Source organism: Propionispira raffinosivorans DSM 20765, assembly GCF_000381065.1.
Lineage (GTDB): Bacteria > Bacillota > Negativicutes > Selenomonadales > Selenomonadaceae > Propionispira > Propionispira raffinosivorans.
This window is the reverse complement of record NZ_KB905859.1, coordinates 42,780-59,967: the sequence shown is the minus strand read 5'-3', so window position 1 is coordinate 59,967 and position 17,188 is coordinate 42,780. Positions and strand designations below refer to the sequence as shown.

Here is a 17,188-nt window from a genome sequence, read left to right as displayed (position 1 = left end):
AGCAAGAAAAAAGTATTGGAGAGATTAAAAGTGGATGTTATTGCGCTCGTAGGGCCAAGTGGCACGGGAAAAAGCCATCGTGCATTAATTGTAGCACACGAACATAAAGCCGATGCTATTATTGATGATGGTTTATTGATTAAAGATGGGAAAATTATGGCGGGTCATTCGGCAAAAAGAGAAAGTAGTAAGATAATGGCCGTTCGTCGGGCTATTTTTTCTCTACCAGGTCATGCCGAGGAAGTTAGGAATGTTATTCAGGAAGTACAACCGCAGCGAATTCTTATTTTGGGTACTTCAGAAAATATGATCCATAAAATTGCTGAAATTTTAAAATTGCCATCAATTAGCACGATTATTCATATTGAAGATATTGCAACAAAAGAAGATATGGAAAAAGCTTATACTTGCCGGGTCAAAGAAGGTAAACATATTATACCAGTACCGACGATTGAACTAAAACCACATTTTTCTGGTTACTTAATTGATCCGTTGCAGTCTTTCTTTAAAAAATCGCGAAGAAATCGTCGTCGTCTCGGTGAGAAATCGATCGTTCGTCCGGTGTTTAGTTATTATGGAAAACTTATTATCGATGATTCGGCTATTGCGGCTATTGTAAATCAGGTTGCTGTGGCCGATGAGAAAGCAATTACAAAAACATCAAAAATAAAAGTGAAGCATATTTTGCACGATGACGAAGATCAGGGTATCGAAATTTCTTGTGAAGTGTCTGTGAAATATGGACAAGAAATTCCCGCATTGATTCGAATGGTGCAAAATAAAATTAAAGAAGCAATTGAATTTATGACTGGCATGATTGTCCATAAAGTCAATATAACAGTACAAACCTTGAGAGTTGGAATATAAAAGCAGCCCGGCGGGGCTGCTTTTTTTGAAATAAATAATCATATTCAGAGATCTTAAATCATGATATAATTTGTAAAATGATAAAAAATGAGGTTGAGTGAAGAATGCATCAATCAAAATATAAAATGATCATGTTTGTTCTTTTTTTAGCAGTTAGTTTATTGATTGGCTGGCTGAATCAAAAAACTTTATCGATGTTGTTACAATTTCTTTTACAAGGGGATATCGAAGCTATCCTTAGCTATATCCGTTCTTTTGGACAATATGCGGCAGTCATATGTTTTTTTATTATTGTTGCAATTAACGTGGTGGCCGTTTTACCAAATATTTTTGTTTTAGCAGCTGCCGGCATTATTTTTGGCATTTGGGAGGGTACACTGATTGCCTGGATAGCTGAATCCGTTGGCGTCATTATCAGTTTTGTCTTGATGCGTTATTTTTTTCGTGATTATGCCCATGTGGTAATTGAAAAAAGCAATGCTTTGCAAAAAGTAAATGATTTTAGTGGTAAAAATGGTTTTACAATCATGTTGATTGCTCGTAGTATTCCATTTGTCCCCTCTGGACTTATAACAGCGTTGGGAGCAATCAGTGATATTCGTTTAAAAGATTATATATTAGCTACTTTTATTGGTAAGTTTCCATCGGCATTGATTGAAGTGACGATGGGACATGATCTTGCATCGTATCGGGAAAATGAAACAAGATTGATTTTACTGATTGTCCTTTCAGCGGCAGCTTATTTTGGATACGTATGGTATAAAAAACGTACAGCTTAAATGTTGTTGTATAATTGGATTGATTAAGAGATCACAGATTTAACGTGTAGTTTGTTGATACTTTAAAAATGAGCTTTATAATTATTAAATGATGGGAGATTGAAATTATGCAGATTAAGACGATTCTCGTATTATTGCCAATCAAAGAAGAACAAAAACATTTACTGGAACAGGAAGCACTGGCAGCTCACTATGTCTATACTGGAGTAGACGCTTTGGATGTAGAAACTTTGCAAACGGCAGATATAATAATAGGTAACCCGCCGCCTGAAATGCTTCGTGATGTACCGAAACTCAAATGGATACAGCTGAACTCTGCTGGTAGTGATGCCTATATGAAAAATGGAGTACTAAAAGATGATGTATTGCTGACAAATGCTACGGGGGCATATGGTTTGGCTATTTCGGAGCATATGGTAGGCATGCTGTTGCAGCTCCTTAAAAAACTTCATATTTATAGAAAAAATCAAAAGCATCATCTTTGGCAAGATGAAGGTGAAGTCAAATCAATTTATCATTCTAAAGTTTTAATTATTGGGCTTGGTAATATTGGGGGTGAATTTGCCAAAAGACTCAAAGCCTTTGGTGCCTATACAATTGGTGTAAAGCGAACCCTTACAGCAAAACCTGATTTTATTGATGAATTATATGTACAGGATAAAATCGATGAACTCTTGCCTCTGGCAGATATTGTAGCCATTACAATCCCTAGTACAAAAGAGACCTATAAGATGTTTTCGCTGGAGCGATTGAACCGGATGAAAAAAGGTGCAGTGCTTCTTAATGTAGGGCGAGGTAATGTAGTCGATACGGAGGCTTTGTGTGATGCGGTTGAAAGTGGGCACCTATCCGGTGCCGGATTGGATGTTACAGACCCAGAACCGTTGCCTGCCAATCATAGATTGTGGGATATAGAAAATATAATTCTTACACCGCATATCTCAGGGGGTTATCATATTCCAGAAACACTGGAAGCTATTATCGATATTAGTGCGGGAAATTTAAAACGTTTTATGGCAGGTGAAAAATTAGTCAATTTGGTTAATTTTAAATAGAGTGGAATAATATAGTTTAATCATTATGAAATAAAAGGGTCGATAGCGGATATTCCTTTCCGGGGGATATTATGCATTGATCCTTTTATTTTATTTGTTCGATAAATTTCTGATAAACAGTTCCAAAGCTGAAAGCATAGAAGGCATTTAAAGGATTTTAGCGTATTTATATAACTGTAATATCTTCATTCTGAAATTCGAATTATTACCAATTCATTTAGACAGGGAGATGTCTGCTTATTCTTATAAAGAAGAATAATAATTCAAAATATTTAGACTGCATATCGTACGAATATGTGTTTTTGGTGTTAAGCGAGTGCAATATGTACTGTCCAATAAAGTTGGTAGAGAGAATTATAAAAATTTTTTATTTTTTGATTGGGGTGTGTAAATGATACGAATTTTAAAAAAAATTATTGATACAGAAGATAAAAAAAATCCTTTTACGGATGAAAAATTAGCTCAAATGATGTCTTTGTCCAGGGTAAAGGTAGTTCATTTAAGATTAATGGCAGGTATTCCTAATTCACGCGAAAGAAGGAAAAATATAATTCTGTCAGGATGTGCAAAGATAATTTTATCAGATGCTAAGTCTGAAATTTCTGACAGGCAATTTACTGGTCTTTTGAATCAGCAGGGATATAATATTTCACGTTATACAGCAGTGGAACTAAGAAAGCAAATTGAGTTAGAGGCTGCTCAGGGAAAATGGCAAGAAATGGTGCCGGTGAATTCTGAATTAGATCCAATTGAGATTACAGAATCTAAACAAGTTAGTAAGGAAACGGTGGCTGAAGATATTGCATTTAGTAATATTATTGGCTATAAAAAAGGCATAAAAACACAGATTAATCAAGCCAAAGCTGCAATTTTATATCCACCGCATGGGTTAAATACTTTATTAACGGGTCCGTCAGGGGTCGGAAAATCATATTTAGCTGAAAATATGTATAGATTTGCTATTAAAGAGGGGGTATTAGAAGATAAGGCGCCGTTTGTTGTATTTAATTGTGCCGATTATGCAGATAATCCACAGCTTCTTTTGGCGCAATTATTTGGTTATGTTAAAGGAGCGTTTAGTGGAGCGGTTACATCAAAAACAGGATTAGTAGAAAAAGCAAATCAAGGAATTTTGTTTTTGGATGAAGTACATAGATTACCAAGTGAGGGGCAAGAAATTTTATTTTCAATTTTAGATAAGGGTGAATTTAGACGCTTGGGTGAGACTTGTGCTACTAAAATTACAATCAGAATTATCGCGGCCACAACAGAAAATCTAGAATCAACACTTTTACTTACCTTTCGTCGGCGTATACCGATGGTGATAGATATTCCTTCATTATCAGAACGTCCAATAAGTGAGCGATTTTCTATTATAAAAAAATTTTTCAAACAAGAAGCTTTGCAGATACAACGTACGATAAAAGTTAATTCTGAAGTTATGAAATTTTTACTGGTATACGAATGTCGGGGTAATATAGGTCAACTGCTTAGTGATATACGTGTTGCTTGTGCAAATGGTTTTTTAAGTTGTATATCTGCTGGTACAGATGGAATTCTGATTTCTCCCGATACTTTATTAAATTATCATAGAGTGGATTTATTACAAAAGAATAGAACATATGGAGAAATTACACAATATGCAAGCAGCGATATTGTGTTTGATATGAATCCATTAAATGAAACAATAGAAGAAAATATGGAAATTTCATTCGAAAAAATTTATACCATTATTGAGAAGAGTTTTTTAGAGTTACGAAACAGTAAAATTTCAGAAAAAGAGGTAAATCTGATTGTTCAAAATCGTCTCAATTTAGAAATAAAAAAATATTTAGAGGGTAAAGAAAATTTAAATACAGCTATGTTAGAGCTGGAATCAATTATAGATTCGCATATGATTCAAGCTGTCAAGCAAGCTGTATGTATTGCAAAGCGTTATATTCCGCTGCTAGAAGATCGTATTTACTATTTTGTGTCGATTCATTTAAGTACACTTTGTGATCATATTAAAAGTGGTATCTATAAAACGGCGGCAGTGGATCTTATTAATATCAAGGAACATTATAAAAAGGAGTACGCTGTTGCTAAATTAATGATGCTTGAAATTGAAAATGAATTAAAGTTGACATTTCCTAAAGAAGAAGTTGCAATGCTGACGATGTATTTAAAAACATTTTCACAAGGAAATATAGACCCGACGGGAAAAGTAAAAGTTTTAGTTTTAACACATGGACGCGTGGCAAGTGGGATGGCAGAGGTGGTAAATCATCTTTTAAATGTAAATGATGCTGTTGGTATAGAAATGGGGTTGGATGAACATCCAGATAATGTGTTAGAAAGAACCATAAAAATTGTTAAAGAAATTGATGAGGGAAAAGGCTGTCTTTTATTAGTGGATATGGGGTCTTTGACAAAGTTTGGGGAGGTTATTACAAAGCAGACGGGTATACAAACCTGTAGCATTGGGCGGGTGGACACTGTAATGGTATTAGAGGCTGTGAGAAGAGCTGCATTGATGGATATGAAATTAGAGACTATCGTTGAAGCTTTATCACTTGATCCATATTATATAAATAAAATAGGTAGTGCTGGCAGTATTGATAAGACCAAACAGAAGGCAATTATTTTATCGTGCATTACAGGTGAAGGTAATGCAAAAAAAATGAAAGATTATATACAAGATGCGATTGCTGGTATTGAAGAAACTGTAGAACTTTTTACAGTTGGGGTTTTACAGGCACCCAAAATGGCGGAAAGTATAGAAGCAATTATGCAGCAGTATAATGTCATTGCTGTTGTGGGAACGATGAATCCATTCATTAAAGCTGTACCATTTATTTCTGTAGAAAAAGTTTTGAGTGGTGAGGGAATTTATCAAATCAAATCAGCGATTGGAATAAACGCCCAGCAACGAGTGGTTTTTACCGATGTAATTCATGAGGAATTGATAGTTTGTAAATTGGACTTAGCAGATAAGATACAAGTCATAGATTATATGTCGCAGATGCTTGAAAATTATGGAGCTGTAACTAAGGAGTTCGTTTTAAGTGCCTATAAAAGAGAAAGTATTGGAGCCACCTATCTTAATGGTGGGATTGGTATCCCGCATGGTGATGGTTCTTATGTTACAAAATCTGCCATGGCTGTGGCTAGTCTAGTTCAGCCAATTACTTGGGAAAATGATTTTATGGTAGATTTAGTTTTTTTATTTGCATTGACAGAAAATGATCAACAGTATATAAATTATTTTTATCAAATTATATCGAATAAAGAAGCTGTTTTAGGCTTAAAATCAGCAAATTCCATTCAGGGAATGCAGCAGATATTGAGTGGAAAACAATTTTAACCATTTATTGGCATGTGGCTTGCATAATAGATAAGTATGAATCAAAAGACGATTCGTACTTATTTTTTTTGGAGGTCATCAGATGAAAAAAAACCTAGCAGAATTTTCTCCTGTAACGGCTATTCTTAGAGGTTATGATTATGAGCAAGTGAAAACGGTAGTGGAAGTTTTGCTGGATAGTCAGATTCGTGCCGTAGAAATCACGTTGAATCGAGAAGATTCAATGCAGATCATTCGTAAAATTGTTGAAGTATATGGAGATTCTATTGCTATTGGGGCGGGAACTGTTCTAAAAAAACAAGAGCTTGAACAGGTAATAGAGATCGGTGCTGATTTTGTTTTATCACCGATTATGTTTTCCCCGGCAATGTTGGATTTATGTAAGCAACATGCGGTAATAAGTATTCCAGGAGCATATTCACCTACCGAGATCTATCAATCATTTCAAGATGGGGCGGATATTGTGAAAGTTTTTCCGGCAAGGGGGTTAGGGACAAAATATTTTCAAGATATTGCAGCGCCGTTTGGTGAACTACCACTCATGGCAGTGGGAGGCGTTAATGCAGAAAATGTTGCACAATACAGAAAGGCTGGAGCAAAATATGTCGGGATTGCATCGGGGATTTTTCAGCCTCAAGATATTAGAAGACAAGATAAAGTTGGTCTGGAAAAATCATTAGCATATTTTGAAAGTCGTGTCAAAGGAGATTGAAAAATGGATGATGGGTTATGTTTTAATGAAAAATTAATTTTTAAATTATCAGACGAAATTGATTCTAAGGAAATTGCTTTGAGCTTTTTGGCAGAGCAATTATATGCCAAAAAATATGTAACGGAAGGTTATAAAAAAGGTATATTAGAGCGAGAAAAAATATATCCGACAGGATTGTTTACGGGTGGTATTAATATTGCCGTGCCACATACGGATTGTATCCATGTTCGATACGATGCATTTGCTATGGGGATTTTATCGAAACCGCTTACCTTTTATGCGATGGACGATCCGGAACGAGAAATTGATGTAAACATAATTTTTATGCTTGCCTTAAGTCAGCCACATGGACAAATTGCAATGCTGCAGAAGGTTTTAGCTTTGGTCAAGGAACAAGAACAATTGAAGCAAATGATCAATTGTAAAGATGTAAAAACTATTTATGATATCTGTTTAAAATATTTAATTAGAGGAGACGAGTAATATGAAAAGAGTTTTAGTTGCGTGTGGAAATGGAATTGCTACATCAACAGTAGTGGCACAAAAGGTTCGCGAGGCTTGTGAAGAGAAAGGCCTTTCTATTTTAGTAAGTCAGTGTAAACTTTTGGAACTTAGTGGGAAAGCAAATGATTTTGATTTGGTTATAACGACTGGAAAATTTACTGGAGATGGTGTCACTGTTCCTATAATAGGCGCAATTTCATTATTAACTGGTGTTGGTGAAGACGAAACCATTGAAAAAATAATTCAGATACTGCAATAGGAGGTAGAAAAATGGATTTAGTTTATAGTGCATTTAATACATTATTATTAGCCGGTCCGATTGTACTTTTACCAATAATCATTACGGTTGTGGGGCTTTTGTTTAGAGTAAAGGTACTCAAGGCATTTCGTTCAGGTTTAATTATTGCCATTGTTTTTGCGGGCATTAAATTAGTTGTTAATTTACTTTCGGATAATTTAGGTCCTGCTGCGAAGGCGATGGTAACTAATTTTGGTATAAAATTGGATATTTTAGACGTTGGTTGGGGCGCAATTGCGGCGGTTACCTGGTCATCCCCAATTATTCCATTGCTGATTTTTGGTATTTTATTGACGAATGTTTTGATGCTTGTGTTGAAGCTGACGGACACGTTAGATGTTGATATCTGGAATTATCATCATATGGCTATTGTTGGAATTATGGCGTATTTTGCTACAAATAATGTATTTATCGGGTTAGGGGTATCGGTTGTTATGGCGATTATTTCTTTTAAATTAGCCGACTGGACAGCCCCAGCAGTTGAAAAGTATTTTGGTATTCCCGGAGTTTCATTGCCGACTATGTCCGCCTTATCATCTGTTATTATAGCAGCGCCACTAAATAAAATTATTGATCAAATTCCTGTAATTAATAAAATTGATTTTTCGGCAAAAGATGCGCAAAAATATTTAGGGTTTTTTGGAGAACCAATTTTTATGGGGTTGATTTTAGGATGTGGTATTGGGGTATTAGCCGAATATAAGATCACGGCAATCTTTTCGTTGGGAGTTAATATGGCAGCTGTAATGATTTTGATTCCTAAAATGACAGCATTATTTATGGAAGGGTTAATTCCAATTTCTGAAGCTGCTAAAAAATTAACCAAAGAAAAATTTAAAGGAAGAAAATTCTTAATTGGTCTTGACGCAGCAGTGGTTGTAGGTGATTCAACGGTTATTACAGCAGGGTTAATCATTATTCCATTAACGATTTTGATGGCAACGATTATTCCAGGTAATCGAGTTTTGCCATTTGCTGATTTAGCGGTTATACCTTTTAGGATAGCGTTGATTGTGGCATTGTGTAATGGGAATTTATTTAGAAGTATTTTAATTGGACTAGTTTGTATGGTGCTGATTTTATTGGCGGGGACGGCTACTTCACCAGTGCTAACTGGATTAGCAACTTCTGTGGGGATTGATATTTCAGCAAGTGGCGGGATTTCATCTTTTGCTGCAACGAGTTTAACTGTCAGTTATTTGGTATTTACAGCATTTACAAGTAATTTAATGTTGAGCCTGCCATTATTAGGTGCTGGAATTATTGGTACATGGATATATATTGAGAAATTTAAAGGTAATAAAATGAGTGAAGAAAAACTTGAAGATCTATAAAAATATAAATTTTATCGAAATACGCTATGGTAAGAAAAGGAGTGTAAAATTTTTGAAAATTTCAGCAATTAAAATATATAGGGTTAAGCCAAGATGGATTTTTATTAAAATTACCACAGACGAAGGGATCGAAGGCTGGGGAGAAATGATTTCTGGAACCAAAACAGAAACTGTGGTGGCTGGTGCAACTGAAATGGGCGAGTATCTTATTGGGCGTAATCCCTTCGATATTGAATCATTATGGCAGGAGCTTTATAAATCATTTTTTCGTGGTGGTCCGATCAATTCTACGATTGTATCTGGCATTGAAACTGCATTATGGGATATTAAAGGAAAGTTTTGTAATTTGCCAATTTATGAACTTTTGGGCGGCAAAGCGCGCGATAAGATTATGGTCTATTCATGGATTGGTGGCGACAGACCGGATGATGTAGTCAAAGAAGCGATAGATCGTAAAAACAGAGGCTTTAAGGCAGTGAAAATGAATGCAACAGAAGAACTGCATTATATTGATTCTTATGAAAAAGTACAAGCGGTTGTCGATCGAGTTGCTTCGATTCGAGATACTATGGGTATTGATTTTGGTATTGCCGTCGATTTTCATGGGCGAGTACATAAACCTATGGCAAAAGTTTTGGCAAGAGCCTTAGATCCTTATAAACTGATGTTTATGGAAGAAGTGGTTTTGCCGGAAAATGAAGAAGCATTTAAAGAGATTGCTAAATATACAGCCACACCTTTGGCTACCGGTGAGAGATTGTGTACGAGATGGGAATATAAAACTTTATTTAAAGAAGGGATTATTGATATTATTCAGCCCGATGTTGCTTTGGCAGGTGGTATTTTAGAAACGAGAAAAATTATTGCTATGGCAGAAGCTTTCGATATGGCAGCAGCACCGCATGCTCCGTATGGACCAATTGCGTTGGCGGCAACCTTACAAATTGATGCATGTTCACCAAATGTATTTATCCAAGAACAAAGTTTGGGGATTCATTATAATAAAGGTTTTGATTTATTGGATTTCATAGAAAATAAAGAAATTTTTCAGTATAAAAATGGATTTGTTGATTTACCAAATAAACCTGGTTTGGGTTTAGAAATCAATGAAGATTTGGTTAAGAAAGTTTCAGCAGAAGGCTTGGTTTGGACGAATCCAAAATGGAAAAATTATGATGGAACGCATGCGGAATGGTAAGTTTTCAATAATTTAAAGAGGAATATTTAAAACGTTTTAGGGCAGACGCATAAAAGGACCGATATAAAATATCCCGTTTACGGGCATATTTTATATCGGTCCTTTTTGATTTCTTAGAAAAAGGAAACATATAATATTTATCCTGTCTGGAGAAAACAGCTAAAAAATATTTTTGTGCAAATATTCTTACAAATGACAAGAAATTATAGTATTTTTCGTGAAAAGTAAGTGAAATAGCAAAATCTCAAAGATACATGAAGTTTATTATCGGTATAATGAGTACAAGAAGCCACTAACATACCTATAATATTATCTTTATAATGATTAATCATATCAAAATATATTCTTGATATGATCATTATGTACTGGTGATGCGGATTGGTAATAGATAGGGTACTTTTCTAAGGATTTAAATAAAAATAATTATATTGTAATCTGAACCCCTTTGCAGTGAATCGTAATTGTGCTGTTATGTGAGTAACGAAATCATTTGATCAGATGTATGACTCATATCAATTATGTGAGAGTCTCGTTATGATCTCTTGGGTGTTCAGATTTTAAAATATAAAAATAAAAGTAAAGGAGTTTAAAGTAATGCATAAATGGAAGCAAAAGACCGTCTTGGTTACCCTGATTTTGAGTGCTGTGGTTAGCTGTAGTAGTGTCTTTGCCGCTGAACCGCCGGTAGGTGTTTCAATCTTAAAATGTGACCGACCAGCAAGCACGAATGAGTTACCGCGGAATTTTCGAACAGCCCAAAGTGAATTTAAAAAGCTGACTACGGATCAAGTCATGCCTTCGCGGGAAGGGTTAGAAAATTTACGGCTTTCTGGTAGCAGCTATTTTTCTAAAAATGAATTTCGAGAAATGTTGAAGCAGCTGACAAAAGCTGATTTGGTGATTTTGGACTTGCGAGCGGAATCACATGGCTATATTAATGAAGTCGGTGTGAGCTGGTACACTGCTTATAAAGCCGCCAATCGCGGTATGAGTGCTAAACAGATTGAGGCAGTAGAAATGGAGGCGCTGAACGCAGTATTACATAAAACCGTTCCTGTTGCCGTCCTCAGTAAGGATAAATCGATTGCTTCGGAGGATGCTTTATATGTAGAACAGGTCATGACAGAAAAAGAATTTGTTGAATCGCAAGGTGTGAGATATTATCGCATCCCTGTTGCTGACTATGATGCACCTAGTGATGCAAATATTGATCGGTTTTTAAAGTTTTATAAGAAGCTGGCTGGCAATACATGGATACACACACATTGTGAAGCTGGTGAAGGGAGAACCACTACCTTTATGAGTATGATTGACATGCTGCATAATGCTGACAAACTTAGTTATGATGAAATTATGACCCGTCAAGTGCTGCTGGGAGGCCAGGATCTTCGGTCAGCAACATCAAAAGATCCGGTAAAAAAGGAAGGGTATCTTAGACGAGCGTTGTTCACCAAGCATTTTTATGATTATGTAAAAGCGAATCTGGATTTTGTAAAGAGTTGGAGTCAATGGGCTAAAGAGCAGGGATATTGATCTATCAGGGGATAAACAAAAATACAAAACCAATTAATGAAGACGTTCTTTTGCAATAAAAATAATTATTAAAAAATAAAAATTCATTTGTGACAACAGTATTTTGAATAAAAAATCAATTTTTGAGGGAGTGGTATGGGTGTATACGAAGACTAGTAAAAAAGGAATTTTGTCAATTCTACTGGCTTTTATTTTATTATTGCAGATGACAGCGATAGTTTTGGCAAAAGATGGTAGTGTTAGTGCTGAAAAAATGCCTAAATTGGCAGTTAAAATTGATCGAAATGATATAGATCAACTGCCGAGAAATTTCCGAATGTCTACGGATGAATTTAAAAGTTATCCTAAAAACGGCGTAATGCCCTCGAAAAAGGGTCTTGATACATTAGGTAATTCAGCGAGCAGCTCTTTTTCTGAAACTGAGTTCGCTAATGTTTTAAAGCAATTGCCGACAGTGCCTGATAAGGTCTATGTAATTGATCTGCGTGGTGAGTCGCATGGCTATTTAAATGGTACCTGTGTGAGCTGGTTTGCGCCACCGAATAATTGGGGCAATGATGGTCGGACACTAGAACAAGTAAAGGCTATCGAGCAGGATCAATTGCAGCAGCTGTTTAAAGATTCTCCAGCAAAAGTCTATAATTTTGATGACAATAAAAATGTTTTACTGGATCAGATTGAATTTTCCATAAATCGCGTGCGAACGGAAGAAGAAATGGTCAAAGAACATGGTGCCCATTACTTTAGGTTAGCGTTATCTGATCATTTTCGTCCAGATGATAGTGATGTGGATACATTTCTTGCTTTCTATAAAACTTTACCCAAAGATGCCTGGCTGCATTATCATTGTTTTGCAGGAATGGGAAGAACGACAATATTCGCTGTCATGGCAGACATATTGAAGAATGCCCATGATGTGAGTTTTAAAGATATTGTGGATCGTCAAGGTATTTTAGGTAATACAAACTTAAGCGATATACCAGACAATAAGAAAAATTGGGGTCGTAAAGCGTATATTGAACGTTATCAGTTCGTGAAACATTTCTATGACTATGTCAAAGACAGTCCACGTGATTTGCCGAAAACTTGGAGTCAATGGGCAAAAGAACATGACTATGAAACTTATACACCAGATTATGAAGGTTATGTATGGCGTGTTGATACGAAGAATGTTGATCAATTACCACGGAATTATCGAAGCTCAAACGATGTTTTTAAAGTGCCAGAGAAATTAAACAAAGAAGTTGATTTAACTTATATTCCGTCGCGTAAAGGATTGGATTCATTATATATTTCTGGTAGTGCTCAGTGTTCACAGCTAGAATTTAACCAACTGATGACAAAGCTTAAGACGATGGCTAAGGGGCCGGTCTATATCGTCGATTTAAGACAAGAATCACATGGGTTGCTCAATGGTAATGGGGTTAGTTGGTATGGCGATCGTGATTGGAGCAATGTAAATAAGACATATGATCAGATCATTGCTGATGAAAAAACACGATTGAAGGCTACGTTAAATAAAAAGACTGTTTTATCGGTACTTGATGATGATAAAAAAGCAGCAGATCCACAGCTGGAAAAAATTACAAGCGCTTTGACGGAAGAAGAAATGGTTAAAAATGCTGGAGTGAATTATTTTAGAATTACAGCAACAGATCATATTTGGCCGAGTCCAGAAAATATCGATCGCTTTATGAATTTTGTAAAGACTTTGCCGCAGAATTCATGGCTGCATTTTCATTGTCAGGCCGGTGAGGGGCGTACAACCGCATATATGGTTATGTATGATATGATGAAAAACCCAGATGTAAGCTTGAAAGATATTGTATATCGTCAATATTTGATTGGTGGCCAATATACGATGTTCACTGGAAGTGGTAAAAATAGTTGGAAAAATGATTATTATGCTGAAAAAGCCAGAATCATTCCACAATTTTATCAGTATGTGCAAGAAAATGCGGCTAATGGTTTTAAGGTTCTATGGTCGCAATGGATAAAAGAAAATAAACCTGCTAATACGGAGTCTGCTATACAGTAATGTTTGGCAGCAACTATATCAAAAAAATTTAGCAAAAATGGGGTGTGCGAAAATGAACAGAAAATTATTGGCAACATTGTTGCTGGGAGCACTTATTTTGACGAACGGAGTGACTACAACTTATGCTGCGGGGCTGCAGCTGCCTGGTGATGGAAAGCTTGGGAAATTAGGCGATGAGGTTACAGATGTTGATGGCGGTAAGGCTAAGACTGTTAAACAAGAGCTGAAAAAAGAAAAAGATGTGTCTGTTAAAATCGCAACAAAGACAGAAGTGAAGAACGATGCGGCTTCATCTACTAAAATAAAGCATGAAGGAAAATTATATGTAGACGGTAAAATTGATGATATGTGGACGGCAGAAGTCGGGCTGAATATTGAAACGAAGACCGATAATGGCAAACAAAGCGAAACCGAAAAGTGGGAAATGGAAAATGTCTGGTTGGAATATCAAAAATCACCAGAATTTTCTTTTAAGTTTGGTCGTCAAACCTATCATGTGGCGAAAGGGCTCTACATGGATCAGGATGGTGTCTTTGGCGGCAAGGCAATTTATAAGCTTGATAAAAATAATACGGCAGAAGTTTTTCTTGGTCGGGATGATCAGGATAGAGATGGAACTGGCATCAAGTTAAAAAATGGTAAGGTTACGGCTACGCCAGCAAGCAATACTACATTGGTAGAGGTATTGAATTTTGCTCATAAAATCAAGCATGGCTCAATTGGTGCGTATATAGCAAAACAGGATCGCCAGGATCAATATGGCGGTGGTACGGATCGATTCTTAGGACTATATGGTAATTATCGTGTATTGCCCAATACAGATTTCAATTTTGAATATCTGAAAAACAATGAGACAGATACAAACGGTTATGTTGCTGAATTAAAGTTCGGAAAGTTGAAAAAAGTCGGGGATTATACGTTTGCCGTAGACTATATGGATGTTGGCAAAGAACTGATGAATACAAATAGTTATACAGACTATGATAGTCAGATCAGTGATCCGGCACTAGGATTCAAAGGACCAGGAATTACCGTAGTAAATAAATTTTCCAAACATTCGCAGCTACAATTGCAGAGATGGTGGGGTCGCGATAAAGCGGATCAGACATCCATTCCGGTTACAAAATTGATATTGTATGTGAAGTTTTAAAAATGTCTAAGTGTAGAACTGCGTGCGGAAATCATTTGATGAGAAACATAGCATGATCGCCAGTACTATATTTTATAGGCATATGAAATAGCTTACATAAAAAGTAAGCTGAATAAGATGGCTGTATAGGAAATTGATAGATTTTCTGTACAGCCATTTAGCCTTGTGCGGAAAATAACATAGTTTTTTCAAGGGGGAAGTAATATTATGGCAGGTAATTTAAGGTTAAGAACAAAACTGCTCGTGCTGCTGCTCATTCCAATGATCTTTATTTTAGGTAGTGTGAGCATGTATTCATACTATGGTGCACGGAATTTATTAAATGATCAGATTAGACAGACGGCGCTTTATATTGTAAACAGCAATAGTGTAAAAATGTATTCATATTTAAAGGAAAAAGAAGCTTTGGCATCTATGGCAGCTGATTTTTTAGGAGGTAAAGAGATAAGTAAAGCGGATGAAATTGATTTTTTAAAGCATGTAAAGACTTCTTGTCCTGGGATACAGTCTGCATATATTGGGTATGCAAACTTAACAGCGGCAGATTCTCAAGGGGTTACCGAGCAAGAAAAACCTGCTGGCTATGATCCGCGAACTCGTGACTGGTATAAAAGTGCAGTGGCATCGGATACTGCTGCTTATACGCCGATTTATGAGGCTTCAGATAAAAGCCTTTCTGCCGGAGTCGTGAAGAAAATTATGCGAAATGGCCAAGTAGCTGGAGTTGCCGGAATTACTTTGGATATAAATCCTATTCGTAAGTTAGCACAAGAATTTAAACTGGCGGAAACAGGTTATGCAGCGATACTTGATGCGAAGGGGAATTTTGTATATCATCCTGAATTTCGTCTTACCGATAATATAGACGAAGTTGAAGACGGCGTTCTGGCAAAATATAGCCAGACTTTTATGAATGGTGAAAATTCTGTACAAACGGCGAATATAAATGGCAAGGAAATTATGATGGCAGCTTCTCCAATCGGAAGCACGGGCTGGACTTTTATGACATTTGTACCGCAGGAAGAAATGTTAGAAAAGGTAATGGTGTTAGGCAAGAACTTTTTGGTGGCTGGCATTGCAGGACTTTTTTTATTAACTGGAATAATTATAGGTATTACCATGAAAATTACAGCCAGAATTAAGATGGTAGAAATTATGGCTGAACAAGTAGCAAATGGAGATTTGTCTATCGGACAGGTTAGGACTAATATACGATTTGGTGACGAGATTGATAATTTAATCAGTAATTTTGTTAGGATGAAACGAAATTTGGGCGAACTTATTCAGCGAGTATATCATTCAGCTGAGCAGGTAGTGGCATCTAGTGAACAGGTCAAGCTTAATTCGAGCCAATCGGCGGCGGCTTCTGCGAATGTTGCTGAATCGATAACATTAATTAGCCAAGGCTTAGAAAATCAGGCAAGTTCATTAAATAGCATTGTTGCTGTTGTGAGTGGTATCGCAAAAAATATTGAAGGTGCTGCTGCTAGTGCTTTGGACATTAGGAATGTTGCAGAAAAAGCAACAAAGACAAGCAATACGGGACAACGGCTAATTGATCAAGCTGTTGAGCAGATGGATAATATGGTTCAGACAGCCAGGCTCGCACAAGAAACTTCTAGTAAACTGGAACAAAGTTCTATGGAGATTGTACAAATTGTAGAATTGATTTCCAATATTGCTGGTCAGACCAATCTTTTGGCACTTAATGCGGCAATTGAAGCTGCCCGAGCAGGTGAGCAAGGACGTGGCTTTTCTGTTGTTGCTGATGAGGTGAGAAAGCTTGCGGAACAATCTGATTTGGCGGCAAAAAAAATTGCTATATTGATTCAAGAACATAATCAGGGAATCAACAATGTTGTTAGTTCTATTGAATTGTCGATTGATAATGTTGATCAAGGGGTTCAAATTGTGAATTTGGCAGGCGCTGAATTTAAAAGAATTACTTCGTTAGTAAAAGTTGTAGGCGAGCAGGTGAGAAGTATTTCTAGTCTGATGCAGTCTTTATCAGTTGGAAGTAAAGCAATTGTTGTTTCGATAGATGAGGTCAATCAACAGAGTCATAATGCGATGGGAGCTGTACAAACTGTATCGGCAGCCGCAGAACAGCAATCAGCTGCTTTGGAAGAAATTTCGAAAACTTGCATGAATTTAGCAGATCTGTCTGAAGAACTTAAGGAACAAGTGAGGAAATTTAAAATTTAAAATTATTTATTGATAAATAGGATCTTTATAATGATGGGCAATAGATATAATTAAAATATGATAAAACTAAACATTAGACTATATTAATAAAGTACGGGGAAAATTGTTTTTTACGACAGTGAAGAATAATACAGAAAATACGAATGGAAAAACCGTATATCTCGCGACA

Annotated in this window: 13 protein-coding genes; all 13 read left to right on the top strand. The window is 36.2% G+C overall.

Going from position 1 to position 17,188, the window contains the following annotated elements; genetic code table 11:
• The first annotated feature begins 30 nt into the window (after positions 1 to 30).
• Positions 31 to 867, top strand: coding sequence for an Asp23/Gls24 family envelope stress response protein (locus tag F606_RS0115035; protein ID WP_019554713.1), 837 nt, complete (start codon positions 31 to 33; stop codon positions 865 to 867).
• 104 nt (positions 868 to 971) lie between these two features.
• Positions 972 to 1,646 (top strand): TVP38/TMEM64 family protein, encoded by a 675-nt coding sequence (locus F606_RS0115030; protein WP_019554712.1) that lies wholly within the window; start codon positions 972 to 974, stop codon positions 1,644 to 1,646.
• Positions 1,647 to 1,753: 107 nt separating this feature from the next.
• Positions 1,754 to 2,701, top strand: coding sequence for a D-2-hydroxyacid dehydrogenase (locus tag F606_RS0115025; protein ID WP_019554711.1), 948 nt, complete (start codon positions 1,754 to 1,756; stop codon positions 2,699 to 2,701).
• A gap of 391 nt (positions 2,702 to 3,092) precedes the next feature.
• Positions 3,093 to 6,047, top strand: a complete 2,955-nt coding sequence (locus tag F606_RS0115020) for a sigma 54-interacting transcriptional regulator (protein ID WP_019554710.1) — start codon at positions 3,093 to 3,095, stop codon at positions 6,045 to 6,047.
• Positions 6,048 to 6,129: 82 nt separating this feature from the next.
• Positions 6,130 to 6,759: a bifunctional 4-hydroxy-2-oxoglutarate aldolase/2-dehydro-3-deoxy-phosphogluconate aldolase gene (locus F606_RS0115015; RefSeq protein WP_019554709.1), complete on the top strand. Its 630-nt coding sequence runs from the start codon at positions 6,130 to 6,132 to the stop codon at positions 6,757 to 6,759.
• 3 nt (positions 6,760 to 6,762) lie between these two features.
• On the top strand, positions 6,763 to 7,242 hold the full coding sequence (locus F606_RS0115010; RefSeq protein WP_019554708.1) for a PTS sugar transporter subunit IIA: 480 nt from the start codon (positions 6,763 to 6,765) through the stop codon (positions 7,240 to 7,242).
• A 1-nt stretch (position 7,243) separates the two neighbouring features.
• The gene (locus F606_RS0115005) at positions 7,244 to 7,522 is read left to right on the top strand and encodes a PTS sugar transporter subunit IIB (RefSeq protein ID WP_019554707.1); all 279 of its coding nucleotides are present in this window, start codon (positions 7,244 to 7,246) and stop codon (positions 7,520 to 7,522) included.
• An 11-nt stretch (positions 7,523 to 7,533) separates the two neighbouring features.
• On the top strand, positions 7,534 to 8,895 hold the full coding sequence (locus F606_RS0115000) for a PTS galactitol transporter subunit IIC (protein ID WP_019554706.1): 1,362 nt from the start codon (positions 7,534 to 7,536) through the stop codon (positions 8,893 to 8,895).
• A gap of 52 nt (positions 8,896 to 8,947) precedes the next feature.
• The gene (gene dgoD, locus F606_RS0114995; RefSeq protein ID WP_019554705.1) at positions 8,948 to 10,093 is read left to right on the top strand and encodes a galactonate dehydratase; all 1,146 of its coding nucleotides are present in this window, start codon (positions 8,948 to 8,950) and stop codon (positions 10,091 to 10,093) included.
• A 594-nt stretch (positions 10,094 to 10,687) separates the two neighbouring features.
• A complete protein-coding gene (locus F606_RS0114990) occupies positions 10,688 to 11,626 on the top strand; it encodes a phosphatase domain-containing putative toxin (protein ID WP_019554704.1) in 939 nt (312 codons plus the stop codon).
• A 139-nt stretch (positions 11,627 to 11,765) separates the two neighbouring features.
• Positions 11,766 to 13,664 carry a phosphatase domain-containing putative toxin gene (locus F606_RS0114985; protein ID WP_019554703.1) on the top strand — a complete coding sequence of 633 codons (1,899 nt, stop codon included), beginning with the start codon at positions 11,766 to 11,768 and terminating at the stop codon, positions 13,662 to 13,664.
• 52 nt (positions 13,665 to 13,716) lie between these two features.
• Positions 13,717 to 14,814: a hypothetical protein gene (locus tag F606_RS0114980; protein WP_019554702.1), complete on the top strand. Its 1,098-nt coding sequence runs from the start codon at positions 13,717 to 13,719 to the stop codon at positions 14,812 to 14,814.
• Between the two features lie 207 nt (positions 14,815 to 15,021).
• Positions 15,022 to 17,019, top strand: coding sequence for a methyl-accepting chemotaxis protein (locus F606_RS0114975; RefSeq protein WP_019554701.1), 1,998 nt, complete (start codon positions 15,022 to 15,024; stop codon positions 17,017 to 17,019).
• Positions 17,020 to 17,188: the final 169 nt, after the last annotated feature.

Coding starts and splice junctions, on each gene's coding strand:
- F606_RS0115030 (WP_019554712.1), top strand. CDS start 972: ATGCATCAATCAAAATATAAAATGATCATGTTTGTTCTTTTTTTAGCA.
- F606_RS0115025 (WP_019554711.1), top strand. CDS start 1,754: ATGCAGATTAAGACGATTCTCGTATTATTGCCAATCAAAGAAGAACAA.
- F606_RS0115020 (WP_019554710.1), top strand. CDS start 3,093: ATGATACGAATTTTAAAAAAAATTATTGATACAGAAGATAAAAAAAAT.
- F606_RS0115015 (WP_019554709.1), top strand. CDS start 6,130: ATGAAAAAAAACCTAGCAGAATTTTCTCCTGTAACGGCTATTCTTAGA.
- F606_RS0115010 (WP_019554708.1), top strand. CDS start 6,763: ATGGATGATGGGTTATGTTTTAATGAAAAATTAATTTTTAAATTATCA.
- F606_RS0115005 (WP_019554707.1), top strand. CDS start 7,244: ATGAAAAGAGTTTTAGTTGCGTGTGGAAATGGAATTGCTACATCAACA.
- F606_RS0115000 (WP_019554706.1), top strand. CDS start 7,534: ATGGATTTAGTTTATAGTGCATTTAATACATTATTATTAGCCGGTCCG.
- F606_RS0114990 (WP_019554704.1), top strand. CDS start 10,688: ATGCATAAATGGAAGCAAAAGACCGTCTTGGTTACCCTGATTTTGAGT.
- F606_RS0114980 (WP_019554702.1), top strand. CDS start 13,717: ATGAACAGAAAATTATTGGCAACATTGTTGCTGGGAGCACTTATTTTG.
- F606_RS0114975 (WP_019554701.1), top strand. CDS start 15,022: ATGGCAGGTAATTTAAGGTTAAGAACAAAACTGCTCGTGCTGCTGCTC.